The 24366-nt window shown below is 68.4% G+C and carries 26 protein-coding genes and 2 pseudogenes; 13 read left to right on the top strand and 15 right to left on the bottom strand.

Annotated features, from left to right (window positions below):
- Positions 1-41: 41 nt before the first annotated feature.
- The 4 genes from FHR33_RS02235 to FHR33_RS02220 form a co-directional block, all read right to left on the bottom strand.
- Positions 42-1322: an RNA polymerase sigma factor gene (locus FHR33_RS02235; RefSeq protein WP_183642777.1), complete on the bottom strand. Its 1281-nt coding sequence runs from the start codon at positions 1320-1322 to the stop codon at positions 42-44.
- Entirely contained in the window at positions 1319-1657 is a 339-nt protein-coding gene (locus tag FHR33_RS02230; RefSeq protein WP_183642773.1) for a YciI family protein, read from the bottom strand. Before FHR33_RS02230 ends, FHR33_RS02235 begins: the two co-directional genes overlap by 4 nt.
- Before the next feature lie 54 nt (positions 1658-1711).
- Positions 1712-2110, bottom strand: a complete 399-nt coding sequence (locus FHR33_RS02225; RefSeq protein WP_183642770.1) for a VOC family protein — start codon at positions 2108-2110, stop codon at positions 1712-1714.
- A 220-nt stretch (positions 2111-2330) separates the two neighbouring features.
- Complete coding sequence (locus tag FHR33_RS02220; protein WP_183642767.1) at positions 2331-2756, bottom strand: DUF6463 family protein; 426 nt, start codon at positions 2754-2756, stop codon at positions 2331-2333.
- A 62-nt stretch (positions 2757-2818) separates the two neighbouring features.
- Between FHR33_RS02220 and FHR33_RS02215 the strand changes: the two genes are divergently transcribed.
- Complete coding sequence (locus FHR33_RS02215; RefSeq protein WP_183642764.1) at positions 2819-3409, top strand: TetR/AcrR family transcriptional regulator; 591 nt, start codon at positions 2819-2821, stop codon at positions 3407-3409.
- 180 nt (positions 3410-3589) lie between these two features.
- Here the strand turns inward: FHR33_RS02215 and FHR33_RS02210 are convergent, their stop codons facing one another.
- The 3 genes from FHR33_RS02210 to FHR33_RS02200 form a co-directional block, all read right to left on the bottom strand.
- Positions 3590-4360 (bottom strand): PIG-L family deacetylase, encoded by a 771-nt coding sequence (locus FHR33_RS02210; protein ID WP_183642762.1) that lies wholly within the window; start codon positions 4358-4360, stop codon positions 3590-3592.
- Positions 4361-4509: 149 nt separating this feature from the next.
- Complete coding sequence (locus FHR33_RS02205; RefSeq protein ID WP_183642759.1) at positions 4510-5088, bottom strand: GNAT family N-acetyltransferase; 579 nt, start codon at positions 5086-5088, stop codon at positions 4510-4512.
- A 301-nt stretch (positions 5089-5389) separates the two neighbouring features.
- Positions 5390-6319: an RNA polymerase sigma-70 factor gene (locus tag FHR33_RS02200; RefSeq protein WP_183642755.1), complete on the bottom strand. Its 930-nt coding sequence runs from the start codon at positions 6317-6319 to the stop codon at positions 5390-5392.
- Positions 6320-6616: 297 nt separating this feature from the next.
- Between FHR33_RS02200 and FHR33_RS02195 the strand changes: the two genes are divergently transcribed.
- Positions 6617-7957, top strand: coding sequence for an FAD-binding oxidoreductase (locus tag FHR33_RS02195; protein WP_183642752.1), 1341 nt, complete (start codon positions 6617-6619; stop codon positions 7955-7957).
- A 105-nt stretch (positions 7958-8062) separates the two neighbouring features.
- Here the strand turns inward: FHR33_RS02195 and FHR33_RS02190 are convergent, their stop codons facing one another.
- Positions 8063-8464, bottom strand: coding sequence for a hypothetical protein (locus tag FHR33_RS02190; RefSeq protein ID WP_183642749.1), 402 nt, complete (start codon positions 8462-8464; stop codon positions 8063-8065).
- Between the two features lie 241 nt (positions 8465-8705).
- A complete protein-coding gene (locus tag FHR33_RS02185) occupies positions 8706-8903 on the bottom strand; it encodes a hypothetical protein (protein WP_183642746.1) in 198 nt (65 codons plus the stop codon).
- Positions 8904-9049: 146 nt separating this feature from the next.
- On the opposite strand from FHR33_RS02185, the gene FHR33_RS02180 reads away from it, so the two are divergent.
- The 4 genes from FHR33_RS02180 to FHR33_RS53105 all read left to right on the top strand — a co-directional run bounded on the left by FHR33_RS02180 (position 9050) and on the right by FHR33_RS53105 (position 11595).
- Positions 9050-10177, top strand: coding sequence for an SMI1/KNR4 family protein (locus FHR33_RS02180; protein WP_183642743.1), 1128 nt, complete (start codon positions 9050-9052; stop codon positions 10175-10177).
- Between the two features lie 288 nt (positions 10178-10465).
- On the top strand, positions 10466-10927 hold the full coding sequence (locus FHR33_RS02175) for a hypothetical protein (RefSeq protein ID WP_183642740.1): 462 nt from the start codon (positions 10466-10468) through the stop codon (positions 10925-10927).
- A 105-nt stretch (positions 10928-11032) separates the two neighbouring features.
- Entirely contained in the window at positions 11033-11260 is a 228-nt protein-coding gene (locus FHR33_RS02170) for a hypothetical protein (RefSeq protein ID WP_183642737.1), read from the top strand.
- Entirely contained in the window at positions 11239-11595 is a 357-nt protein-coding gene (locus FHR33_RS53105; RefSeq protein ID WP_183642734.1) for a Tn3 family transposase, read from the top strand. Before FHR33_RS02170 ends, FHR33_RS53105 begins: the two co-directional genes overlap by 22 nt.
- On the opposite strand, the gene fxlM is transcribed toward FHR33_RS53105, so the two are convergent.
- On the bottom strand, positions 11501-12712 hold the full coding sequence (gene fxlM, locus FHR33_RS02160; protein ID WP_183642731.1) for a methyltransferase, FxLD system: 1212 nt from the start codon (positions 12710-12712) through the stop codon (positions 11501-11503). The two genes, FHR33_RS53105 and fxlM, sit on opposite strands and share 95 nt — an antisense overlap.
- 185 nt (positions 12713-12897) lie before the next feature.
- Between fxlM and FHR33_RS02155 the strand changes: the two genes are divergently transcribed.
- Positions 12898-13194: a hypothetical protein gene (locus FHR33_RS02155; protein WP_183642728.1), complete on the top strand. Its 297-nt coding sequence runs from the start codon at positions 12898-12900 to the stop codon at positions 13192-13194.
- Between the two features lie 342 nt (positions 13195-13536).
- On the opposite strand, the gene FHR33_RS02150 is transcribed toward FHR33_RS02155, so the two are convergent.
- Positions 13537-14634 (bottom strand): hypothetical protein, encoded by a 1098-nt coding sequence (locus FHR33_RS02150; RefSeq protein ID WP_183642725.1) that lies wholly within the window; start codon positions 14632-14634, stop codon positions 13537-13539.
- Positions 14635-15049: 415 nt separating this feature from the next.
- Here FHR33_RS02150 and FHR33_RS02145 point away from each other — a divergent pair, with 415 nt between their 5' ends.
- Complete coding sequence (locus FHR33_RS02145) at positions 15050-16024, top strand: hypothetical protein (protein ID WP_183642722.1); 975 nt, start codon at positions 15050-15052, stop codon at positions 16022-16024.
- On the top strand, positions 16000-17877 hold the full coding sequence (locus tag FHR33_RS02140) for an NACHT domain-containing protein (protein ID WP_183642719.1): 1878 nt from the start codon (positions 16000-16002) through the stop codon (positions 17875-17877). The genes FHR33_RS02145 and FHR33_RS02140 overlap by 25 nt, the downstream gene beginning before the upstream one ends.
- A 131-nt stretch (positions 17878-18008) precedes the next feature.
- On the opposite strand, the gene FHR33_RS02135 is transcribed toward FHR33_RS02140, so the two are convergent.
- The 4 genes from FHR33_RS02135 to FHR33_RS02125 form a co-directional block, all read right to left on the bottom strand.
- Positions 18009-18986 carry a DnaB-like helicase C-terminal domain-containing protein gene (locus FHR33_RS02135; protein WP_183642717.1) on the bottom strand — a complete coding sequence of 326 codons (978 nt, stop codon included), beginning with the start codon at positions 18984-18986 and terminating at the stop codon, positions 18009-18011.
- Positions 18987-19265: 279 nt separating this feature from the next.
- The gene (locus FHR33_RS02130) at positions 19266-20273 is read right to left on the bottom strand and encodes a coiled-coil domain-containing protein (RefSeq protein WP_183642714.1); all 1008 of its coding nucleotides are present in this window, start codon (positions 20271-20273) and stop codon (positions 19266-19268) included.
- A 23-nt stretch (positions 20274-20296) separates the two neighbouring features.
- On the bottom strand, positions 20297-20566 hold the full coding sequence (locus tag FHR33_RS51510; RefSeq protein ID WP_312895324.1) for a WCX domain-containing protein: 270 nt from the start codon (positions 20564-20566) through the stop codon (positions 20297-20299).
- A gap of 1 nt (position 20567) precedes the next feature.
- Complete coding sequence (locus FHR33_RS02125) at positions 20568-21263, bottom strand: helix-turn-helix transcriptional regulator (RefSeq protein WP_312895323.1); 696 nt, start codon at positions 21261-21263, stop codon at positions 20568-20570.
- A 114-nt stretch (positions 21264-21377) separates the two neighbouring features.
- Here FHR33_RS02125 and FHR33_RS02120 point away from each other — a divergent pair, with 114 nt between their 5' ends.
- The 4 genes and pseudogenes from FHR33_RS02120 (at position 21378) to FHR33_RS49670 (ending at position 24330) form a co-directional block, all read left to right on the top strand.
- A complete protein-coding gene (locus tag FHR33_RS02120; protein WP_183642711.1) occupies positions 21378-21776 on the top strand; it encodes a VOC family protein in 399 nt (132 codons plus the stop codon).
- Positions 21777-21866: 90 nt separating this feature from the next.
- Positions 21867-22841, top strand: a pseudogene (locus FHR33_RS02115) (IS481 family transposase); the annotation flags it as partial.
- A gap of 335 nt (positions 22842-23176) precedes the next feature.
- Positions 23177-23551 (top strand): annotated as a pseudogene (locus tag FHR33_RS49675) (transposase); the annotation flags it as partial.
- Between the two features lie 95 nt (positions 23552-23646).
- Complete coding sequence (locus FHR33_RS49670) at positions 23647-24330, top strand: hypothetical protein (RefSeq protein WP_246451585.1); 684 nt, start codon at positions 23647-23649, stop codon at positions 24328-24330.
- Positions 24331-24366 lie beyond the last annotated feature (36 nt).

The following is a 24366-nucleotide window of genomic DNA, read 5'->3' as shown; positions in this document are numbered from 1 at the left end:
GCGCGCCCTGGCCGTCGCGCAGCTGAACGCCCCGCCCGCGATCAGGTCCAGGTCAGCCGCTCGGCCAGCAGCGCCTGCTGGGCGGGGTTGGCGGTCAGGTCCAGCGCCCGCTCGTCGCAGGCGCGCGCCTGCTCGGCCTCGCCCAGCTCACGCAGCAGCTCGGCGCGGGTCGCGTGCCACAATCCGTAGGAGACCAGGTCGGGTTCCAGCGCGTCGACTTCGGCCAGCGCCGCCGCGGCCCCGTGCACGCGGCACAGGGCGATCGCCCGGTGCAGCCGAGTGACCGGCGAGGGTGCCAGGTGCAGCAGCATGTCGTACAGCACCAGGATCTGCGCCCAATCGGTGTCCTCGAACGACCGCGCCTCGGCGTGACAGGCCGCGATCGCCGCCTGCAGCTGGTACGGCCCCGGCCGGCGGTGCGCGCGAGCCACCCCCGTCAACAGCGCGGTCGCCTCCTCGATGGCATGATGATCCCAGCGGGAGCGGTCCTGATCGGCCAGCAGCACCAACCGGCCGTGCTCGTCGAAACGGGCCGCGTCGCGGGCCCGGTGCAGCCGGATCAGCGCCAGCAGCCCGCCCACCTCAGGCTCGCCCGGCGCCAGACCCGCCAGCAGGGCGGCCAGCCATTCGGCGTCGTCGACCAGGTCACGCGCCCGCGCCCGTTCAGGCGTGCTGGACAGGTAGCCCTCGTTGAACAGCAGGTAGATGACCGCCAGCACCGAGGCCAGCCGCTCCGGCAGTTCCTCGGCCGCGGGGACGCGGTAGGGGATGCCGGCCTGGCCGATCTTCTTCTTCGCCCGGGTGATGCGCTGGGCCACCGTGGCCTCCGGAACCACGAACGCCGCGGCGATCTGCGCCGTGGACAGCCCGCACACCACCCGCAGCGTCAGCGCGATCCGCGCCGCCGGGGCCAGCGCCGGATGGCAGCAGGTGAAGATCAGCCGCAGCCGGTCATCGGCCGCCTGCGGCTCCGGCCAGCGCAACTGGGCCAGCTTGGCCCGGTAGTTCGACTCCCGGCGCAGCACATCCAGCCCCCGCCGGCGTGCCACCATGTACAGCCACGCCTGCGGCCGTTCCGGAATCCCCTCCACCGGCCAGCGGCGCAGCGCGATCTCGACGGCGTCCTGTACCAGGTCCTCGGCGGCGGAGAAGTCGCCCAGCAGGGAGATCAGGCTCGCCGCCAACCGGCCCGCGTGCTCACGCACCACGCGGGCCAGCACGCCTCCGCTGTCTCCGCCCAGGCTCGCACCGGTGCGGCCGGGCCGCTCTCCGGGAGAGCCGCCGGCAAGCTCGGCGGCGGGCTGGTCTGCGGGGCCGGTCATGAGGCGGGGCGGATCTCCACGATCGGGCACGCCGGCCACGAGCGGGCCAGCTTCAACGCCTCGTCCAGATCGGCCACCTCGACCTCGGCGAACCCGCTCACCACCTCCTTGCCCTCCATGTACGGCCCGTCGGTGACCACGGGCGAGGCGCCGTCCAGGCGCAGCGTGGTGGCGGTGTGCGCCGGCCCCAGATGCGTATGATGCGTGATCACCTCGGCGTTGTCGGCGAACCACTGGCCCACCGCCTCGTAGGCCTGGCGCTGCTCCAGCTCGCCCATCGCCTCCAACTGCCGGGAGAACTGCTCGGTCTCGATGAACATCAACACGTACTTCACCTTGCTGAACCTCCTGCTCGACGATGACGTACCCGGTACCTGCCGTGCCAGTGCTCAGCTGGACGGCAGGGCGGCATACAGGTCGACGCCGCACCCGTCCGGGTCGGCCACCGTGGCGTAACGCATCCCCCAGAACGCATCGAACGGCTCGGCGATCCCGCGATAGCCGGCCGCGACGAGCTCGGCGTACTTGGCGTCCACCCCCGCCGGGGTCTCGAACTGGAAACAGAGCAGGGTGCGCGGGCCGCCGGACGGCCTGCTCCAGCCGGGCAGGAACGGAGTACGAAAGCCCTCGGTGTCGAGCATCATGTGCAGCCCGTTCGGCAGGTCGCAGCCGGCGTGCTCGGGCGAGTAGTCGTCGATCTTGAAATCCAGCCCGAGACGGGCATAGAAGCCGATCGAGGCGTCGATGTCGGACACCACGATGTCGATGGTGTTGAGCGTCGGATTCATGATCGTGTTTCCTGTCTTCCTGGTCGGTCGTGCCCGTGCGGTGCCGCCTTGGCGGCAACCCGGACCGGGGCCTTCACCAGTACGACGATCGGCGCAGGCCTCGATACGACATCTGCCGGCACGGACTTTCGTCCCGCCTTCTCAACCGGCCCCCCGACCTCGGCGCGGGTGCAGGCGTAGCGACAGCGGACACCTCCAGGGTGGTGGCGGCCTCGGAGGTCTACGCGGCTGGCTTGGCGGCCGGGTCATGGCGGGCCGCACGCAGGGCAAGCACTCCGATGGCCGTCAGGAGCACGCCTCCGGAGACAGGCTGGATGATCGTCATCGGCACACCGGCGGCCAGAAGATAGCCGCCGATCTGGGCGGGCATGCGGCCGGTCATCTTGACGGCCCACCGGGCGAACGTGCCGAAGGCGAGGAATCCCATCCCGGCCATGAAAAACCAGAGCGTCGACATGCGGACGTCGTTGTCGGGGACGGCAGCGTCACCGACGGTGTTGACGAAGCCGTTGCCGACGATGCCGCGCCAGTCGGCGACCGTGAAGGCAACGGCGAAGTGCAGTGCGGCAGCTGCGATCGCCAGTCGGGGAACCCAGCGGTTCAGTCCCGGATGCGCGGTCGTGGCGGCCGACGCCGTAGTGGCCATGAGATGCCCCTCGCTATTTATGGAACTCCAGTTTCGGAACTCGAGTTCCGTATACTGCCGCCATGCCGAAGGAGAGGCAAGGGCGACCGCGCGACAGTCAGATAGATCACACCGTGATCGAGACGGTGAGAAAGCTGCTGGCCGAATCGGGTTATGAGCGCCTGAACATCGACGCAGTCGCCGCGCGAGCCAAGGTAGGCAAGGCGGCCATCTACCGGCGCTACGCGTCCAAGGCGGAGCTGGCCTTCGCCGCGACCGTGCATGACGTCGACGACCTGCCGCCCCCGGCCGACACCGGGTCGTTGCGCGGCGACCTCCTGGTGATCGCCCACCGGGTCTGGCGCCGGATGAACGATCCAGCCGCCCGCCAGGTCGGCCCGGCGATCATCGCGGAACTCAGCCGAAGTCCGGGACTGGCGGCCAGATTCCAGCAGGGCCTTCTGGCCGCCGAAAGGCAGTCGTACGCCACAGTCCTCAACCGAGCCGCCGACCGCGGAGAGCTCGCTGGTCCCGTGGATCCGGAGCTCGTCCACCTGCTCGTCAGCGGCCCGATCTTCTTCTCGGCATACGGCTACCAGATCCCGATGGATGACGAGCGTCTCGAAGCCATCGCCACGACGGTCGCGCTTGGCCTGACCGGAACCACACGCTAGGCGGCGTTTCGAGGGTCAGGAGGTGTCCGCTCCCCCGATCCACAGACTCCGAGCCGTACGCTCCGGCCCCGATGCCGGGGTTGAGATGACGGCGATCACGAGTATGGCGGGGTTTCGGCCGCCCATCGGGTTCGCCCAGGACGGAGGGGCGTCACTTGAGCGCATGGCCGTCTCAACGGCTCAGGACCGCGGTCCTGACAGGGCGGTCTCCGAAGGCCCGGTGTAGGAGACGCGCCGGTACCACTCGTTCGCCAGCATCTGGGCGCGGGCCTGCTCCGGCAGAGAGGTGAGCAAGGTCATCGACGCGCCCCGCCCGACCTCGGACTCGTGCGCGTGCATGGCAGCCCACTTGCGCTCGGCCCACCGCCCGACATCCAGATGCGTGGTGACGTGTTCGTCGGGGACGCCTGGCAGCGTCTGGCCCGGCTCGGGAGGCGTTCCGAACACCGCCTGCCAGTGCGACGCCACGACAGATCGCGGGATGGTCGCCAGGTAGAGGGCGTGCGGACGCCACGGAGCGCCCGCGTCCGTGTAGAGCTGGTCGTACCCGGCCGCTTCGACCGCGGCCATGGTCACCCGGTGCACGTGCACGTGGTCTGGATGTCCGTATGAACCCCATCCGTCGTAGGTGAGCACGACGTCGGGCCTGAACTCCCTGATGTGCTCGACGACCCGTCTCACCGCCTCGTCGAGCGGGACGTCCAGAAAACGTGGGCTGCCGGGCGCGGACTCGGGCTTGCGGGCGTCGGCGTAACCGAGCAGCCTCGGTTTGCCCGCGCCGAGGATGTCCAGCGAGCGCTCCAGTTCTCCTGCCCGTCGGGTCCCCTCCGCCCAGGTGCACGTGACGACGGCGGTCCTGGCGCCCTCGTCGGCGTACCTGGCCAGGGTCCCGCCGGTCCAGATCGCCTCGTCGTCCGGATGCGCATGCACACACAGCACCCCGAAATCCATGCGAACACCTCCTGAATGATCAATGGCCGGTCATCGTAACGCTCGTGCCTCCTTGCCGTTCGCGGTTCGCAGCGACAGAGGCGTGCGACTCGACGCGGACGAGGACTGGACGCGTTCGCTCTCGGCTTGTCCCCTGCGGACGCGTGCCGTCAGGGTGAGGGACTGATCAGGGCGTGCAGGTGCATGTCGTGCCACCCGTCGGCGTGGAGATGAGCGCTGCGCCTGGTCCCTTCCAGGGCGAACCCGGCTTTCTGCGCGACCCTGCAGGACGCTTCGTTCATGGTCGAGTGGTTCAGGTACAGCCGATGGACGCCCACGCCGAACGCCCATGCGCTGAGCGTCCGCACTCCGGCCGTGGCCGCGCCTCGACCTCGGGCCGCGGCGCGCATCCAGTAGGCCACCTCGGCCTCTCCCGCTGCGTGGTCGATGCCACGCAACGCGACCCTGCCGAGCACCTCGTCCGTCGCCGTGACAACCGCCCAGGTCGCGCTGGACTCGGTGCGCCAGCCCTGTGTGTAGCCCTCGATGAGTTCTTCGGCCTCGCCGATCGAGTCAACGGTGCGCGCGTGCCAGTGCCGCGTGCCCGGGTCCTTGAAGGCGTCGAGGATCATGGGAGCGTCCTCCCTCCTCCAGGGCCTCAGAAGAAGGCTCCTCTCTGACGTCAGGACCGGCTGCGGGGTGTGACTCAGCGAACCGGGCGCGATGACCGGGAGGACGAGTTCGGGCATACGGTTTCTCCATCACGTGGGGGCACGGAGTTTCCATTCTCCGCCCCTCTTGCGCGGGGCCCGCAGCGGCGGTGGCCTCCGGTCAGCGGCGCTCAGATTGATCAGCGGCCATCGCGGGGGGCTGTGTCGTCGTACCGACAGGACCCGCCGAGGAAGGAAACCGATCATGGAACTAGGTGAACACCGCGGCCGCACGCAAGGCCGGCCGTGGCGCCTGATCCGGCACGCGACACCGACGGGCTGGTACGGCAGGCCGGGCGGAGGCCAGAGGTCAGCAGCGCGGTGGGGTTCGTCGCCTGGCTCAGCGGTGCAGAGTGGTCTCCCGCTCCATGTGCGACAGCTTCTCGGGATTGCGGACGGCGTAGAGCCCGGTGATGAGGCCGTCGTCGACGCGGACCGCCATGACGGTCTCGATCTCGCCGTTCAGCCGGAAGACCAGCGCCGGGTAGCCGTTGACCTGTGCCAGCTGCAGCAGCATCGCCGCGGAGATCCTGCCCAGCACGTCGGTCACCCGGTCGGCTCCCACGACAGGCTCCAGCGCGGCCGGCACGACGCCGCCCCCGTCACCCAGCAGGACGACCTCCGGCGCGAGAACGTCGAGCAGGCGTTGCAGATCGCCGGTTTCGACCGCCCGCTGGAACGCCTCGAGCGCGTCTCGTGTCGCGGACGGAGAGACGACCCCGCGCGGCCGGCGCGCCGCGACGTGCGCCCGTGCCCGGTGCGCGATCTGACGGACCGCGGCCGGGCTCTTGTCGACGGCCTCGGCGATCTCGTCGTAGTCCAGGTCGAACACCTCGCGCAGCACGAACACCGCCCGCTCGGTCGGCCCGAGGGTCTCCAGCACCAGCAGCATCGCCATCGAGACGCTGTCGGCCAGCACCACGTCCTCGGCCACATCAGGCGCGGTCAGCAGCGGCTCGGGCAGCCAGGGGCCGACGTAGGACTCCTTGCGACGGCCGAGCGTACGCAGCCGGCTCAGCGCCTCGCGCGTGGCGATGCGGACCAGGTAGGCACGCCGATCCCGCACCGTGTCGAGATCGACGCCCGCCCATCGCAGCCAGGTCTCCTGCAGGACGTCCTCGGCGTCGGCGGCCGAGCCGAGCATCTCGTAGGCGACGGTGAACAGCAGGCTGCGGTGGGCGACGAACGCCTCGGTCGCGGGGTCGGGGCGGTCGTCCCGGCTCATGTCCCCGCCGCGATCTCCGGGCGCGGTCTGCGACGTGCCGGCCATGGATGCTCCTGTTTCCTCGACTGTGTCACCACCAGACGCCGAGCCAGGCCGCTTTGTGACACCGCGACGGTAGCCGATCCTTGCCGCCCACTGCCGCACGGCCTGACGCCGGGGCAGCGTCGTGAGCGGCCGTGCGTCAGATATCTCCGATGAGTCCCTTGTGTGGTGCAGGTCACATGGCCGCGCTGTCACAAGGATCGGGTCGCCGGCATCTTGTGTTCGTTCAGCACGCCGCCGGGCGGCGACTGTCGGCCCGGTCGGTTCCGACAACGAGTTTTCTCCTGTGGAAGGAACGTCATGAGTTCAGCGCTTGAGACCCTTCGCCGTGACTTCGGCGGCGACATCATCGAACCGGGCGGAGCGGAGTACGAGTCGGCCAGCCGCTCGGTCCTGTCTTCGGGTAGTCCGGCCTATGTCCTGCGGCCCGAGAGCGTCGGGGACGTGCAGGCGGGTGTCAGATTCGCCGCCGGCGCAGGGCTTGTGCTGTCCGTCCGTGGCGGCGGCCATGGGTTCGCGGGCTTCGGCACCAACGACGGCGGCATCGTGATCGACCTCAGCAGGCTCGCGAACGTGGAGCTCATCGACAAGGATCGTCACCTCGTGCGGATCGGCGGCGGCGCCACCTGGGGTCAGGTCGCGGCCGCCCTGGCCCCGCACGGCCTGGCTATCTCCTCGGGCGACACCAAGAGCGTCGGTGTCGGGGGGCTGACGTTGACCGGCGGCATCGGCTGGAAGGTCAGGAAGTACGGCCTGGCCCTGGACAACGTGGTCGCCGCAGAGGTGGTCACGGCCGGCGGAGAGGTCCTGCACGCCAGCGCGCAGGACAACCCGGAGCTGTTCTGGGCGATTCGCGGGGGCGGCGGCAACGTCGGGATCGTGACCGCCTTCGAGTTCGCGGCACACCCGACGACAGACGTCTTCTACGGCAAGATCGCTTTCCCGGCGTCGGAGGCTGCCGCCGTGCTCCAGGGCTGGGCGGACTACCTCCGCACCGCCCCCGAAGAGCTCACCTCCATCGCGAGCTTCGCCAATCCCTTCGCCGGCGGGCCCGAAGCGCCGGTCGAGATCCACCTCGCCTTCGACGGCGACGACACGGAGCTCGCCACGAAGGCCATCGACCCGATCCGCCGCCTCGGCACGGTGATCGACGACGATGTCGCGCTGAAGCCCTATGCCGACACGCTCGTGGATGGCGTGACACCGCCGCCCGGCATCCGGCTCGTCACCCGAAGCGCATTCGTCGACAGGGAATCGGTGCCAGAGGTCCTTCAGATCCTTGCCGAGGTCGGGGCATCGGAGGGGTCGCCGTTCATCGCCGTTCGCAGCGTCGGCGGTGCGGTGGCCCGCGTCCCCGACGACGCCACCGCCTACGCGCATCGCCGAGCGGAGTTGATGTTCGTGACCACCACCGCGGGTCCGGCTCCGGTCGTCGAGGCCGCTGGTCCCGCTCTGGCAGCGATCTGGGCGAGGCTCGCACCCCACGTCAACGGCGCCTACGCCAACTTCCTCGCCTCGGCCACCGAGGAGGATGTCGCCGCGATCTATCCAGCGCAGACCTACGAGCGGCTCGCGGCGGTCAAGCGCCAGTACGACCCCGGCAACCTGTTCGCCCTTAACCACAACGTCCGGCCTCAGTAGGCCTTGCGGACAAGCACCAGCCCCGACCGGCGCCGTGCACCGCTCGCCCCGCACGAGACAGCCCCGCCGGTCGCCACGTGCCAGGACTGACCCACACCTCGTCCCTCACCGCCACCCCAGAAGACCTGCTCGGTGCTCTCGAGTCCTGGGCGCGGTGCGGGTCGTCCAGGTCACGTCTTCCTGGACACCCAGGATGAGGACGAGCACGTCATCCATCGTGAACAGAAATGCTGTTGGCCCGGTGTGCGGGGTGAGTGAGGATCGGGTTGTGGACTGATCGCGACAGAGCCTGACATTGCCTCTGAGCAGCCGATCCGAGGTGCGGCGCAGACGCTGGCGGCGGCGCGCGGCATTGTGCTCGAGGAGAAGCACCACGACCGATGTGGGATCAGCTTCCATGCCCGCGGTCCAAGCGGAGAGTCCATCGGCGTCATGGACACCGACGCTCACCGCCGAGCTGGTGGTGCTCGGCGACCACCGCACCATCGCGGCGCTGGTGCGCCGCATCGTCGTTCGCGCCCGTACCGCGCTGGCCGGCAGCGGCGCCCGCGTCCTGCCGGAAGTGCCGCTCCGGCAACGGCGACCGGTTCGCCCTGAGACTTCCTCCGGTGACCCGCGAGAACGTGTTCTGCTGGGATCACGAGGACGACAGCCGCACGTGGGCCGCTCCGGACGTGGCCACGTTCTGGCGCTGGTGGCTCACCGGTCGCCTAAAGGTATGAGCAGAGCACGTCCGCGACGCCGCCCTTCACCGAAAGTCGTCCATCTTGCGCTGGAGGTCGGGCGAGGGCCCTGGCGGGCGAAGCTGGGCATGTCGTCCTCGAAGGAGTGCGAGCCGGAATGGTCGTGCGAACAGCAGGGACAACTCGGGGTTGTCGAGGCGCTCGCCGAGCATTTCGACGATCTGCGCAACGCGCGGACCGCTGCCGTGGGCGGTCGAGGCCATCGACGCTCATCTGGCGGCTGGTTGGCCGACCTTACCGACAGGCCGATACGGGTCGCACGATGGACGCCATCTCCCGGCACCGGCGCTGTCGGTGGTACCTGATGGAATTCGCGAGACCAGATCGTTTGACATCGTAGGAGCCCGCCGTGGACCGTCATGCATGGAAGCCGTTCCTCCAGCGCTGGAGCGAGGAGTGGCGCATCGCCCACCCCGACGAGGAGCCGGACGGCGACCCCTGGCTCGGCTGCCCTCCCGCCACCGAGGACGAGGTGCGGGCACTGGAGGCGCGTCTGGGATGCGTGCTGCCTCCATCATTTCGGGAGTTCTTACTGGTCACCAACGGCTGGCGGCACGCGGGCAACTTCGTCTGGAGCCTACGCGGCACCGAGGAGATCGGCTGGCTGGCCGATCTGGAGCCGATGTGGGCCGATGCCTACGCCGACTGGGATGAGGAGGAGGAAGAGCCCGCGGCGGCACGATCGTTGCTGATCTCCCTGGAGGCGGACGCCGGCGTCGTCTACCTCGACCCGGGTGACGTCGACGAGCGCGGTGAATGGGCGGCCTATGACGTGTTCTCGTGGACGGCCATGGGCCCCGACCGGCACGGCTCGTTCTACGAGAAGATGTACGACTTCTACGCCGGGTTCCACGCCCTCGATCGCCCCCAATGCGAGACCCAGCGTGCGTGGGACGCCAAGGTCGAGGACGCCCGGTTGGCGAGCCTGCGCGGCGAGGTGGACCGCCCGCTGGCCGTGTTTGCGCAGGCCGCGCGTTTCGGCCGCGATCGCGCCTCGTTCCTGCACTTCCAGATGCGGACCCTGTTGAGGGAGGAGGACGACGACCCGTTCTACCAAATGCTCACGAACAGCGACACCCGGTCGTGGACCCTCGACGAGGACCTGTTCGCCGCGCAGGCCCTGCCCCTGCTGTTCGCCGCGCACGAACAGGCCCGCCGCTTCGGCTCCGCCTCCACGCTCCAGTTCCTGAGGGAGCGCGCCCCACAGCGAGTCAAGCACCTGCTCGGCCGTCACCAGGCGCGGCGGAAAGAGCCGGGGTTCCGACTCTGCTTCGGCAACCCGGAGTTTGACGCGGCCGCGCACGCCGCTCTCGACGCCGGTGAGGACGCCTGGCCGCGCCTGCGCGACGCCCTTGTCCACTGGCGGCCACTGCATGAGGACCATCTCGCACCGATCGCCCTGCTGGCCGACCCCCGGGCCGCCCGCCTGATCACGCCGGAGCGCGGACGCGAACTCCTGGCCACGAGACGGGGCTGAACGCAGGTCAGCCGCTACGCGCCGGGGGAACACGGAACGGCTCCATCAGGCCCTCGAATCGGAGGCTTCGGGGTGGTGATCATCGCGCGAAGCCGTGCCGGGGAGTGACTACCTCCCCGAATAGCCGTGGGGATCGGCGTGTCATCGGCTGCGATAGAGCGGCGAGGGTGTAGCGGTTTGCTCATGACGGAGCAGCCGGCCGACCCTCCCGCCATTCAGCGTGCGGAGAGTGGTCGGAGCGCGAAGGCCATGGACAGAGCATCACGCTCGTGACTGTGGCGGCTGGGTGTGCCGAAGTCGGACGCGGCCATGCTGAAAGCGGGTTCCCGGCAGTGGCATCGATGTCAGGCCGGAAGCTGGCGGGCGCTTGCGACGGAGTATCTGGTGCGACGGAGCATCGTGCCCGATGACGCGGCCATCGAGGCGCGCTGGGCAGCTTGGCGCGGCTACCTGGTCGACTATGCGCGGGCATCTGGCGAAACCAGGGGGATGATGCCGGAGCAGTGGGCGGATGAGTTGTTGGGATGGGGAGGGCCGGACAAGACGTTCCGCTCCAAGTTGCCGCGCCCGGTCATCGCGATGGTGTGGCTGGATATCCTCGGCCAAGAGGTCACCCTTGAGAAGATCGCCGCGGTGGCACCGACGGTTCTCAAGGCCGATGGCCTGACGTGGCAGGAATTCCAGGCGTGGAAGGACGTGGTGGCGCAGGGTGACGTGCCCACCCCGGCAGGTCCTGCGTCGGGCGCATGACCACGTGCAGCGGGATCGGTCGCAAGCCAGGCCGAAGAAGACGTGCGCTCCTCGCCGGCGGGGCCTACGTCATGTGCCGGCCGTGAGCTGGAGGTCACCCGCTTCGTGGCCGACGTGGTGGCCAACACCGGCGAGGGGTCGACCTGGGCTGAGGTTGGGCATGCCTTCGGCTGGACCATCAGTCAGTGGCGGGCAGCGATCAATGCGCTGGCTCACCAGGGGTGGCTGCGCTTCGCCCCGGCGCCGCGCTCGCTGCGGCCAGGTGCTCGAGCGCGGTTGCCGCGCTATGCCGGCGAGGCCTCTGCTCTGGTGTGGTCGAGCGCAAGCCGCTGACCTGGAGCTGTGGCGATTTGGTCAAGCGGTGGGGACATCCACCAGCCCTGGATCGCCGAACCCGGGCTCTGGATGCAATACGACTGGGGCAAGGGGCCCCGTCCGCCCTGGACGTCATCTTCTCCTCCGGTGAGGGTCGTCGCGCGGACGTCATCGTGACCGACACCGGCTCATATAGTGATCTTGTTTTTGGGCTGGCGCATCTGCTGGACCGCGAGTACCGGCCGGCGGCTGAGGCGGTCACGCCCAGGTCATCTCCAATTGGGTGTGGCGCTTCCGGAAGATCCGGCCAACGGGCGGAACCGGCACCGCGACGTCGGCGGGGTGGAGCGTGAAGTCGGGCCCGGGGTGCTCGCGCCAGTCGCGGTCCCAGAGCTGCACATGGTCATGGAGTTGCTGGGCGAGCTTGGCGCCGGCGCGGCCGTACCCGCACACCCCGAACTCCCACCGCCGCTCCTCAGCTTCATCGGCGCGGGGCAGTTCGCGGATGGCGAGATAGGCGAAGCTGTCCGAGGCGATGAGCGCCGGGCAGTACCAGCGCATCGCCGGCTCGATGAGGCCGCAGTCACGAGCCGGATCCCGCCAGATCATGCCGAGCCGCTCGTCCGCGGTCGCGATCCAGAGGTTCATCGAATCGAACGACTCCCCATGGGCCACCGTGACGCCGGTCCACAGCTCGGTCCGATCGGCGGTCAGCGCTTGGTCGAGTGCCGCGACATTGAGAGCAGGGCCCTCTTCCAAGGTCAGCTTCACCGCCCCCTCGGCAAGGACCGCCACCTGATCCGGATGCGCGCCGGCGCCTTGCATCGCGACGAAGCCGCACACCGTCGGGTCCAACCCGATGAAGTGGCCGCCGGCGCGGGCGAAGGCGAATGACCGGCTGACCGTGGAGAACCGCAGCGGCACCACCATCCGGCCGCGCGGGGCGAGCAGGTGCCCCCACGGGACATCCCAGACCCCCACCGTGACGAGGATGGCGTCGAAGCCGCCCTCGGGGGCGTGCTCCTCGGCCGCGTGCTCGGCATCCCCCAGCACGACCTTCACCCGCGGGTAGCCCGTTTCGGCGAGGAAGCGTCTGGCGCGCTCGGTGACGAACGGGTCGATGTCGACGGTGACCACCAGGCCCTCATCGCCGACGATCTCAGCGATGAGCGCCGCGTTGTAGCCTCCACTCCCGATCTCCAACACCTTCGCCCCGCGATAGAGCCGCGCGGACTCCAGCATCTCGGCCTGCAGCCAGGGCGCACTGACCGAACTCGTCGCCCTGCCTGAAGCGTCGCGCTTGGTGACGACGACGTCTCGCGCGGAGTAGACAGCCGGCAGCGCTGCTTCCGGGGCGAACTTCTCGCGCGGGACCGCCGCGAAAGCGGCTTCGACCTCCGGCGAGCTGATCGAGCCCTGCTCGATCAGCGCGGCGATCATGTCGGCGCGAAGATGGTCGGAGGACTCCATCGGCAGAGTGTCTGTGGTCACTGGTCGACGGTACTTTCGCTCGGGGACAGATTCAGGGAACTCCTGTAGGTGCGGAGAGCCGCGCCCAGAGACTGCCAGAAGCTGCTAACTCGGCCCGTCCTGCCACGGACCTATGGTGGATGGAGAGCGTCATCAGGCCGAAAGGCGTTTCAGAGGAGACCACGATGAGGGAGCACTTCGTCTGGGTGACGACGCGCCGCATCCAGCCGGGGACGTTGGAGGAGTTCGAAAGGGCATGGCGCCCGGCCCCCTACCCGCAGGGACTGCGCCACGCCTACGCGTACTGGTCCGAGGACCAACAGGAGATCACCGGGGTGTCGTTCTGGGATACGAAGGAGGCGTGCGACTCCTGGCGGACCTCCGAGGGCGAGACACATCGACGTGAAGCCATGGCCCCTTACGTGGTCGACGAGCGGGAAGGCTTCTACTACGGCCGCGAGCTCGCCGTCCCCGTACGGTAGTCACGGGCCGGCCGTCCTGCCCGAACGCGCGGGTGACACTGCGGACGAGGTCGCGGTCCTCAACATTCCCTGGGGAAGCACAACATGACAACCGAAGGCAATGCCGACCGAGCTGAGCCTGTCGGGGTCGTGACTAGGGCGGCCTCGACCCCCGCATGCACACGGCTGGGCGACCACGAGGTCGTCGAACGCGACGGGCGTCTGGCCGTCCTCGTCCCGGTGGAGGAGCACTGGGTCCTCAGGCTCACCTATGACTGGAACCACAGCCCTGGCCAGTCGAATCAAGGGGCGATCAGATCATGGCCACGGACCCTGAGCGCGCAGTGACCCGGAGCGTTTCGATCAGGTCTCGTCGATGACCTTGGCGAGACCGGGTGCCAGGAGCAGACCGTTGGCCAGCGGGACGAGCAAGCCGTCGCGATGCAGGGTGCCGAAGGCTTGGCGAAGGTCGTCGGTCTGGGTGAAGGCCAAAACGAGCTGCTCATCATCGAGGACGTCGAAGTTGCCGGTGACAATGTAGGGCAAGGCCACGGCCGCGAGGTCCAAGACCGCTTGGTCTGCGGGGATATGGTCACCGTAGCGGATAAGGATGCGCTCGTATTCATCGACCATCAGCGGGTCGGGCTCGCCTTCCCCTGCGGCCAGCCAGGGGTGGCGGCTGAACTGCTTTGGGGTCCAGGTCGTGCCAGCGACCGGGTGCAGACCTTGGAAGGCAAACTGGAACTCGCAGGCATAGAGCAGTTCGTCCAGGGTCGGGATCTCGTCCGCGGGAAGCGGGTCGAGCCGGAACCGCGCATGCAGGTGGCTGGCGGTGGGCCAACGACGCACGTACGACGGCGCGGGCGGCACCGGCTGCAGGAAGAGGCCGGGAGCGGAAAGGAGGCCGTCGGCCATGGGGGTGATCCAGCCTTCGCGGTGCAGAATGCCGAGCGCTTCGCGCAGGTCGGGCGTCTGGGCGAGAGCTGTGAGGTGCTCGGCTTCAGTTTCGATGCAGTAGTCGTTCCAGGTCGTGACGCCGATGAAGTTGCGGGCGCTGAAGTCCAGCAGGGCGAGGTCGGCGGGGATCTTTTCCCCGTAGTGAGCCAGGATGTCGTCACGGGCCTGATCAGCCTCGTCGTCGCAGAGCTCGTCGATCCACTTCAGGGCACGGAATTCCTCGGGAGTCCACCACTGGCCGTCGACGGAGACGTGAGCGTCGTCGGTCATCCCGTGGCGGCGGGCCAGCTGCTCCAGCGTTCGTGGTGTTTCGAGCGGGACCAGCCGGCTCACGGGTGGCAGCCAGCCGAGATCGGCCAACGTGGGCCCGGGCGCAGGCAGTGGCGCAAGCGAGGCCGTCTGCTGCCTGCTGGACCGCTCCGGGCTCGTCTGGCGGCTGGTGAGCCGCTGCTTGCGACGTGCTGCCTTCTTCGCGCGGCGATGCTGCGGGTTGGGCTTGCCCATGGTGTGTCTCCCCTCGCGGATGACCACCGGAATCTTAGGGGCGGCATCTGGTGTCGTCGCGGATGCCGCGCCGTGCGATGCTCCTCAACCGTCCGTCCGAACCGGAGCCAGGCCTCGATTGCCCTGGCAGGGTCGGCCGTCATGAGCTGGCCTGTTCCTGGCCGCCATGGCTGCATGGGCGTCGTCCTGCGCGATGAACCGCTGTCGCGGTTCTGGCCGAAGTGATTGCGCCGCGATGCTCAGCGCGTCGCAGCGAGCCGGTCCGCGATTTCGCCGCGGCTGGGCGATCCTCTTCCAAAGGCGCGAATCCGGCCAGATCCCCGGCAACGTGGGCGGCTCGGGGCTGTCAGACGATAGATTGATCGCTCTGGATCTTCCTTGGTGCGGGCGCCCGCAGGCGTGAGAAAGGTACGCAGTGGCGTACAACCTGGAGCAGCTGGGCACCATCGGGTTTCAAGATCTCGCGGCGGCGCTCGCCGTGCAGACGTTCGGCTCGGGTGTTCAGGTGATGGGGGCGGGCCGCGACGGCGGCCGAGACCTGTACTGCAAAGGTTCGCTTGTCTGGCAGAGGACCGATGAACAAGATGGCGAGGTCTGGGACGGGTACACGGTCTTCCAGGTCAAGCACAAGAAGCAACTGACGGCGCGACCAGCCGATGATGCGGCCTGGCTGTGGGGGCACATCCGAGACGAGCTGGAGACATGGGCCGATCCCTCCTCCGGCAGGAACCCCGTCCCTGACCACCTCGTCATCATCACCAACGTCCCGCTGACTCCGGTACCCAACTCTGGTGGCCATGACTGGCTGAACCAGAACATCCAGCGCTATGTCAACGACCTGGCAGATGGCAGCCGCGATGTCGGCACGGGCGCCGAGCGGAAGGCCAAGCACGCCCGTATCTCGCGGTTACGCAAGTGGCGCCTGTGGGACGGCAACCAGATCCAGGCCCTGCTGACTATGTATCCAGGCGTGCGACAGGCTTTCCCCGGCTTCCTCACGGCAGCCGACGTGTTCGCCAACCTGGCCGAATTCACCGGTTCCCTTCCCATTGAGCGACTTGAACCAGGCCTGCGCGCTCACGCTCGCACCACGTTGATCGGCGAAGGCACCATCTACTTCGACGAGGCCGGCAGCGGCGACGGGAACGGTCTCCCAGTTCACCAGGTGGCCATCGACCTACCGGTCACACTCAGAAACGAGACTGAGCGCGGGAGCGTGATCCAGCATGTGCTCGACCGCGGCGAGCACATGCTGCGGCCCAAGCTGACCATGCACAGCGGCCACGCCATCTCATCGTCGCCGGCGCCCCCGGCAACGGGAAGACCACCATCTCCAAGTTCCTCGTCCAGGCCTACCGGGCTGCCATGCTCGCTGGCGCGAGTGACCTGAGTAGGGAACACCAGGAAGTGATCTCCGGTATGGAGGGGGCGCTCAAGCGGTTCGGCAGAGCGATGCCCCAGCATCGGCGCTGGGCCATGCGCATTGACCTTGCCGAGTATGCCCACGAGCATGGGTTCGAGGAAGACTCGACCCTGATCCGCTACATCGCCGAGAGAGTCTCCAAGCGCTCGAATCTCGGCAACGTCATGCCCAGTGCGCTTCTCGCGTGGATGAAGCGCTGGCCCTGGTTCCTGGTGCTGGATGGGCTGGACGAAGTTACGGAACCGACCGTGCGCAAGCGGCTCATCGAGCGGGTCACCGAGCTCGTCACCCACGCCGAAGCCGACGATTGCGACCTGTTCGTCGTGCTCACCACCCGGCCGATCGGCTACACCGAGAACATCGCCCCCACGCAGTTCGAGCGCATCGATCTGGACTATCTTGAACCTCGCCAAGCTGTGCACTACGGCACCTTGGTGACGAAGGTTCGACTTCGCAACGATCTCGACCGAATCGAGAAGGTCGTCCGACAGCTGGAGAAGGCAGCCGAGGACGAAGCGTTACGGAATTTGCTGCGTACGCCGTTGCAGGTGCTCATTATGACGATTATCGTCGGCGCGGCAGGCCGCTTGGCGCCTGACCGGTTCAGCCTGTTTTGGGGTTATTACGACATCGTCTTCAGGCGAGAGCGGGACAAGCAGACCAGCTTGAACCGGATCCTCCAGGAGCATGGACAGCAGATTCAGCAGCTGCACGAACGCATCGGGTTCGAACTTCAGGCCCGCAGCGAAGCCGGCGACCGCTCCAACGCCACCCTCACCCACCAGGAACTGGAGGACTTCACCTGGGAGGTGCTGCACGAAGCTGGCTTCAAGCCCTCGGGTATCGACGCGGACCTGCGTTCCAAGATCGTCGCAGCCGCTACTCGGCGTCTGGTGCTCATCGCGCCCCGCGGAGATGAAGGCTACGGATTCGACGTGCGGTCCCTGCAAGAACTCATGGCCGCGATGTACCTCACTGCGGGCCCGCTGGATGTCGTGACCGCGCGCCTGCGCACAGCTGCCCCCAGCCCCCACTGGCGCAATACGTGGATCTTCGCCGCCGGTCGGCTGTTCTCCACCCCTCAACACCACGAGCACAAGGCTCTGGTCGAACTCGTGGAATCGATCGATGACGGCGCCCACGCCCGGCTGGGCCACGTCGTTCCCATCGGGCCGAGGCTGGCGCTCGAGCTCATCGACGACGGGATGGCGCGCTCTTTGCCCAAGTGGCGGGACCGGCTCATCGCCCACGGGCTTCGGGTGCTGCAGGAGCCGATATCTACCGATCTCCATGCGGTTGCCCGCATTCTGGCGCGTTTCGCTGATGTCGGCGACGAGCAACGTAAGACGGTCGCGGAGGGGCTGCGGGACGCGCTCGGTGGGTCGCAGATCGCACGAAGTACCGCGGAAATCTTTCAGGCGCTGGTCGGTCTCGTGCACGAGGGTCCTTATTCAAGGCCGGGGACCCGGGGGTTGGCCGAAGTCCTCAGGCGGCCAGGCGGGAGCATGCTACCTGCGCCAGCTGACGGCTGGGCAGACTTCGACGACGAAATAGCAACCCATCCCCTATCCGAGGACGCGCTCGGTAAGGTGACGAGTGCTGTCGCAGCGATCCGTCGGATGAGCCAACAAAGCGGGACGGATTGGGACGAGAAAGACGTGGATGCCATCATCGCCGGCCTCGCAGATGATCAGGGGGCGCTGGCTCTGGCTGCGGCGCTGCACCACGTCACAGCCCACGAATGGAATCTTGTCAGGGTGCTGCGAGATGGTGTCCTGCCCGCTGTCTATCGTGCGGCGGTCGGCGAACTCCTGCGGTAGCTGACGGTGCAGAGAGTAGGAGTCCGGGCCCGATAGCCGTACCCGCGCCCGGCCTTGACTCGCTGGAATAGGTTGCCGACGTGAAGACTCGCCGGCAAATCACCTTGACCGAGTGACTGGCGTGGCCCCGCCTACTGAGGCTGGGGCGGGTCCTGGACTCGGCGCCGAATGTGGTCCGGCATGCCCTGCAGGACCTCGGCGAGAACGTCAGCAACGTGAATCGCCGGTGTGGCGAGCCGCTCACGCAGGAGCGGAGGAAGCAGCTCAGGGTCGGTGGCGGTGCCGATGTGCCCCACCCACATCAGTGGCGCGACTGTCGACGTGCCGAGGGGCGGCGCCTTGGCGACGATGATATCGATCTGCCCAGCGTCATCCTGGCCGGAAATGTCGACGTCGTCACGATGAACCAACAGGATGCCCGTCGCGCGTTGGGCGAGCACCGGGGCGATCGCATCCAGGTCCGTCAACGTCGGCGGCGTCGGCGAGGTGTCCTCGGCAGGCCGGTCGAGCTGGCTCACCAACAGCACCGGTACCTGCAGGTTGGTGGCCAGATCGGCAAGGCCACCGCCGACCATGTCGTGGACAGCTCGGCTGCTGGGCGAAACGGAGTCATCCCGGGGCACCAGCTGAAGGTAGTCAATGAGCACCAACCCCACCTGGGGGCCACGTCCCCGCTGGATCTGAACGCTCACCCGGAGGCGCTGCAACCAGTCCGCCCAATCGACGGGCCGTCCGTCGACGAAGCTGGGCCCTTCGAACCACGCCAGACTCAGCGTCCTCAGCTCTTGCACCGCCGCCTCAACCGCGTGCCTGTCGTCCTCGGGCAGGCGACCCACCTCCATGACCGATCTGACGGGCAGACCGGTCATGATCGACACAAGACGCTCGGCGAAGGACTTCGTGGAACCCTCCAGATAAGCCGCCACGACCTGCCAGCCTTGGCGGGCCGCCGCCAGCACCAGCTTCTGAGCAAGAAGGGACTTGCCGGAGATACCTCTGCCGGCCAACACGTAAAAGCCCCCGGGAAGCAGCCCCCCGCCCAGGGCGGCATCCAAAGTCGGCAGGCCCGTTGTGACGTAAGACTCATGGTCAGCAGAGTGCTGAGACATACGCGCAGGCTCCCTCGCCAGGGACGGCAACCTCCCCAGTGTGACTCCTGCCTACTGACTGATCGCATGGCGCTACAGCTACATCTCCATGGAGTGTCAGGCGCTGAGCGGACCAAGACGTGAGCTCGGCGCGGGATCAGCATGACCAGGTCACCTAGCGGCTTCTTGACCATGGCTTCCCCGCAGCTCTCTATCCCACGGCCGTGAGCGATCGGCTGGCTGAGCCCTCCCCTGCCTTCCATCATGCGCCTGGTGCGCGGCCTTCAGAAACGCGGACTGCTACTCGGTGCTGCCCTCCGGTAGTGCCTGCGCCTCGGCCTGCTCAGCACGGGCGCGTTGACGCTCGCGTTCGGCGACGGACTCGGCCAGCTCCCGACGGAGGCGCCCCGCCTCCTCGCGTGCCAGATCCCGCTCGGTCTCGGCACGGGAGATCCGAGCGGCAGCGTCGACGGCTGCGCTGGCGGCCTGCTGCTGAGCCTCGCCCAGTTGGGTCTGCAGCCGTGCGGTCTCCGTCTCCGCCTGGCGGCGGACCTCACCCAGCTCGCGCCCGAGGTCCTCCCGTACCGCCCTCGTCTCGGTCCGAGCCTGATCCAGGTCACTCTGGAGCCGCTGCAGCTGCCCGGCCTGCTCCTCCAGCCGCCGACGCAGCTCGGCGGCCTGCTCCCGAGCGGCGTGCACCTCGGCGTCCTTGGTGGCCACCGCGCGCGCCAGCTCGGCGATCCGGGCCTGCTGGGCGGCGGAAGCCTCGGCCGCCTGCTCCCGCTCCGCCTGCGCCAGTTCCCGGACCTCGGTCAGCGCGGCCTCGGCGCGCTCGCGGGCGGCCTCGGCTCCGCGGGCCTGCCCCTCGGCCTGGGCGGCCCGCCGCTCGGCGCGGCGGACCTCCTCGGTGGCCTGGCGGTGGGCGGCGGCCGCCTCGGCGCTGGCGTCGTCGGCGCGGCGCTCGGCGGCCTGCCGGGCGGCTTGCGCCTCATCGGCCTGCTCGCGGGCGATGTCGCGGTCGCGCTCGGCGTTGGCGGCTCGGCGCTCGGAGCGCTCGGCGGCTTCCTGCGCCGCCGTGGTGCTCGCTTCCAGGTGTGCGTGGCGGCGCAGCAAGTCGTCGCGGATCTGGGTGAACAGCTCGCGGTCGGCGGTGAACACGGTCAGCACCTTCTCGACGAGCTCGGTGCGGGCGGCGGCGTGCTCGCCGAGCTGGCGGACCCAGACCGCCCCGTCGATCGCGTCGCCAGGCGTCGAGGGCCGCGTCTGGCGCGTGCGCCGGTCGGCGTCAGCATCGCCTAACTGTGCCATCTCATGACATTGGTTCCTCGCTGTCAGGCTTGGCGGGCGTAGGACGCGAGGCGTTGGGCGAGCGCGATGACGAGGTTGCGCAGTTCATCGGGGCGCTCGACGACGAACGGCCGGTCGAGTGAGGCGAGTACCGGAGGCAACCAGTCGAGCCGCTCCACCCGCAGCTCGACGCGCAGCCAGCGCTCGGTCGCCCGGTCCTCGCCTGCCACGGGCGCGTACTCCTCCAGGCTCGCGACGCTGGCGGGAAGGCGGGCGCGGATCTGCCCGACCGTCCCGTGGATCCGCAAGGTCACCTCATGCCGGTACTCGGCCGTGGCGAACGCTGACAACACGCTGCGCCGGACCGGGACCCACGGGCGCTTCGAATGAGCCGGGCAGGGTCCTCGCGTCTGCGATGCGATCGAGCCGGAAGGTTCGGTCCTTGCCGATCTGGGCGTCCTTGCCCGTGACGTACCATCGGCCGGAATGGGCGACGATCCCGTACGCGTGCAGCGTGCGTTCGCTGCACCGTCCGTCGCGGTCGGTGTAGCGGATCGAGACCGGTCGGCGGTGGCGCACCGCATCGGCGATGGCGAGCAGGACCTCGGCGTCCGGGGTGTCGAACTCGCCGGGCTGATCCGTGAAGGCGAGAGCTTCCAGGAGTGTGTCGAGCCGACGGGCGATGTGCTTGGGCAGCACCCGCCGGATCTTCGCCGATGCCGTCTCGCTTGCCGTGTTCTCCGTCGTCGTCAACCCTGCTCGGCGGCCTGCGACCAGGCCGAGCAGCACGGCCAGCGCCTCGTCGTCGCTCAGCATGAGCGGAGGCAAGCGGTACCCGGGGGCGAGCCGGTACCCGCCGTAGCGGCCGCGCACCGATTCCACGGGCACGTCCAGGTCGATCAGCTGGTCCACATACCGCCGCACGGTGCGCCCTTCGACGCCGAGCCGGTCGGCGAGTTCGGCCACCGTCCGGGTGCCGCCCGACTGCAGCAGCTCCAGGAGTGTCAGCACGCGGGCGGTTGGTCGAGGCATGTTCGCAGCCTAACGCGAATACAGGACCGATTCTGTCCACTATTTCTCCTAGTCTGCGACGTGCACGCCTCCAGCACAGCCAAGGAGATTCCCATGGACTTCGTCTCGATCCGCATCATTACCAGCGACGTAGCGCGCCTGGTCGAGTTCTACGAGCGAGCCACAGGGGCGCGGGCGACGTGGGCCACCGAGGACTTCGCCGAACTCAAGACCCCCAACGCCACCCTCGCGATCGCCAGCACCCGTACCGTCCCACTGTTCGCCCCGGGCTCTGCCCGCCCGGCGGACAACCAGAGCGTGATCACCGAGTTCCTCGTCGACGACGTGGACCGCATTCACCAGAACCTGACCGGCTTCGTCACCGACTTCGTCACCGAGCCCACCACGATGCCCTGGGGTAACCGGTCGCTGCTGTTCCGCGACCCCGACGGCAACCTCGTCAACTTCTTCACCCCCGTCACCCCGGCAGCCATCGAAAAGTTCGCACGTTGACGCCACGCACAGCCGCTCACGCGGGAGCCCTGAGATCCCAGGGCTCCCGATGAACGCGTCCGCCAAGTCCAGGAGCGCCAACAGCAGGGGCACTGGAACGCACCGCTGACCCCGGAGGGACGTCTGCGGTTGTGCCTGCGGATCGACGCTGGCCGGCCGATCGCGCACATCGCTGCCGAGGCCGGGCTATCGCGCCGCTGCCTGGCCAAGTGGTACGCCCGCTGGCGCGCACACGGCGAGAACGGCCTGCTTGACCACTCCTCCCGCCCCGCCACGAGCCCGGCCCGCACCGCCGAGGACATAGCTGACCTGGTGGAGGCATTGCGGCGGCAGACCAAGCATGGGCCCGCGCGGCTCGCCGCCGACCTTCAGCGGCTGCACGGCGTCACGGTCGCGCCAGCGACCGTCCACCGCATCCTGGTGAGGCGAGGACTCAACCGGCTCCGTGACCTCGACCCGCCGACCGGCGAGCTGCTACGCGAGGTCATCCGCTACGAGCACGACCGGGTCGGTGACCTGGTCCACGTCGACATCAAGAAGCTCGGACGCATCCCGCAGGGCGGCGGCTGGCGCATGCACGGCGTGGGCACAGACGCCGCCCGCGCCTCCAAACATGCTGGTCCCGGCACCGGAAAGGTCGGTTACACGTACCTGCATTCCGCGCTCGACGACCACTCCCGGCTCGCCTACACCGAGGCCCTGGACGACGAGAGAGCCGTCACCGCGGTCGCCTTCTGGCACCGGGCAGTAGCGTTCTTCGCCGCCCACGGCATCACCCCGATCCGTCGCGTCCTGACAGACAACGGCGCCTGCTACCGCTCCCAGACCTGGGGTGATGCGCTCGCCGCGACCGGTACGAAGCACAAGCGGACCAGGCCGTACACGCCGCGGACGAATGGGAAGGTTGAACGCTATAACGGCACACTGACCCGGGAGTGGACCTACGTGCGCGACTACACCTCGGAGCACGAACGCCGCGTCGCACTCGCTGACTTCCTGAACTACTACAACCACGATCGGCCGCATGCCGCCCTGGGCGGGAAGCCGCCGATCAGCCGGACGTCTGGCAGCGACTACCGTGTCACTTTCGACCAGCCGCCGGAACCGCTCGACACCTTCCCTCAGCAGCTGACCATCGAGGACCTCGTGGAACCAACGTCCTGAGACACCACACCTAACCGGCCCCCCACTCGGGTCCGCGCCACCAGCCCCAAAGTAGCTCTCTGTAATCACCGCTACGTTCTGTCAGCAGCTTTGGGCGACGAATGTGACTTAGCGCTTCAGTTGGCGGATGTGCGCCTGAGTTGGCAAGCTCCGCGCGCTCGAGGAGCGGGGGAGGCTGAGCCGAAGCACGGTAGTTGTCACATAGGCAGGCTTTCTGTCACCTCCCAGTTGCTGCCGTGCTGGACGACTACTTCGCGTCTGGCTACACCGACGCCGAGCCTCCGGAGGTCCGGCTGCTGGCCGACAAGGCGTACTCGCACCCTTCAACCAAGGCGCGAACTGCGCCGACGCCGGATCAAGCACACCATCCCCCGAACGGCGTGACCAGATCGCGGCCCGCAGAAGAAAGGCTCGGCCGGCGGCCGCCCACCAGCGTTCGACGAGGAGATCTACAAGCAGCGCAACACCATGGAACGGGCATTCAACCGCCTGAAGCAGTGGCGCGGCATCGCCACCCGCTACGACAAGTACGCCCTGACCTTCCTCGGCGGCGTCCTACTCGCCGCAACAATCATGACCACTCGCACCGCATCCCGGAATTAGGAGACACGCCCTCGTCGCTCCCGGCGGGTTCACCGGGAGCCGAGCGTGGATGCGGCCGCGAGGCGGGTGCCCTGTCGCCAGATGTCTCGTGCAGCGTCATGGCGTGGGCCATCACCATTTTCCCGCGAGCGTGCGCCTCGGCGATCACGGCGGTGTGAATCTCCAGTGGTACGTGCGGCAACTGGAAGCCGAACGCCCCGCCACTTTCGGCTATCAGCTTGATGTAGTCGGCGCCCTCGCTGATCCGGTCGTCGACGAACCCGGCCGCCTCCGCCACGGTGGTCGCGGTCGGCCAGACCGGATCGTTGAGGCCCTTCCGGAACTGGTGGGGGTGGCCGTCGGGGTGGGTGAGCGAAAAGGAGGCGCTCCGCACGTCCGCGAAAGTCCGGTCGGCCTCGACCTCGGCGCGCAGCGGATTCATGGTGGCGGGGACCGAGCCCATGTCGAGTTCGGTGGTGACGCCGAAGGTCAGCGCCTGGCGCAGCATCGCGGCATCGGTGTGGGTGTGTGCGTCGATCAGGCCCGGCAGCAGGGTTGCGCCGGTGGCGTCGACGACTTCCACCCCGGTGACACGCGGCCCGCCCACCGAGACGATGACGCCGTCGGCGACGTGCACGTCGACCTGGCCCAGGTTCTTCTCGCCGTCGAACACCTTCGCACCGACGATGACGAACTCGTTCATCGGACTCCCCTCGCAACGCTGGACGTGTACTGGTTCGGGCTTCACGGCTACGACGTCTGCCGGACCGGCAGGATGACCGCCGAAGGGTGTTCGGGGGCGTGGTGACCGTCTGTTCGGCTAGGCGGGCGACGGCGACCCCAC

It is taken from the genome of Nonomuraea dietziae (genome assembly GCF_014195505.1).
Lineage (GTDB): Bacteria > Actinomycetota > Actinomycetes > Streptosporangiales > Streptosporangiaceae > Nonomuraea > Nonomuraea roseola.
The sequence above is the reverse complement of the archived record's forward strand: the minus strand, read 5'-3'. Positions and strand labels throughout refer to the sequence as shown.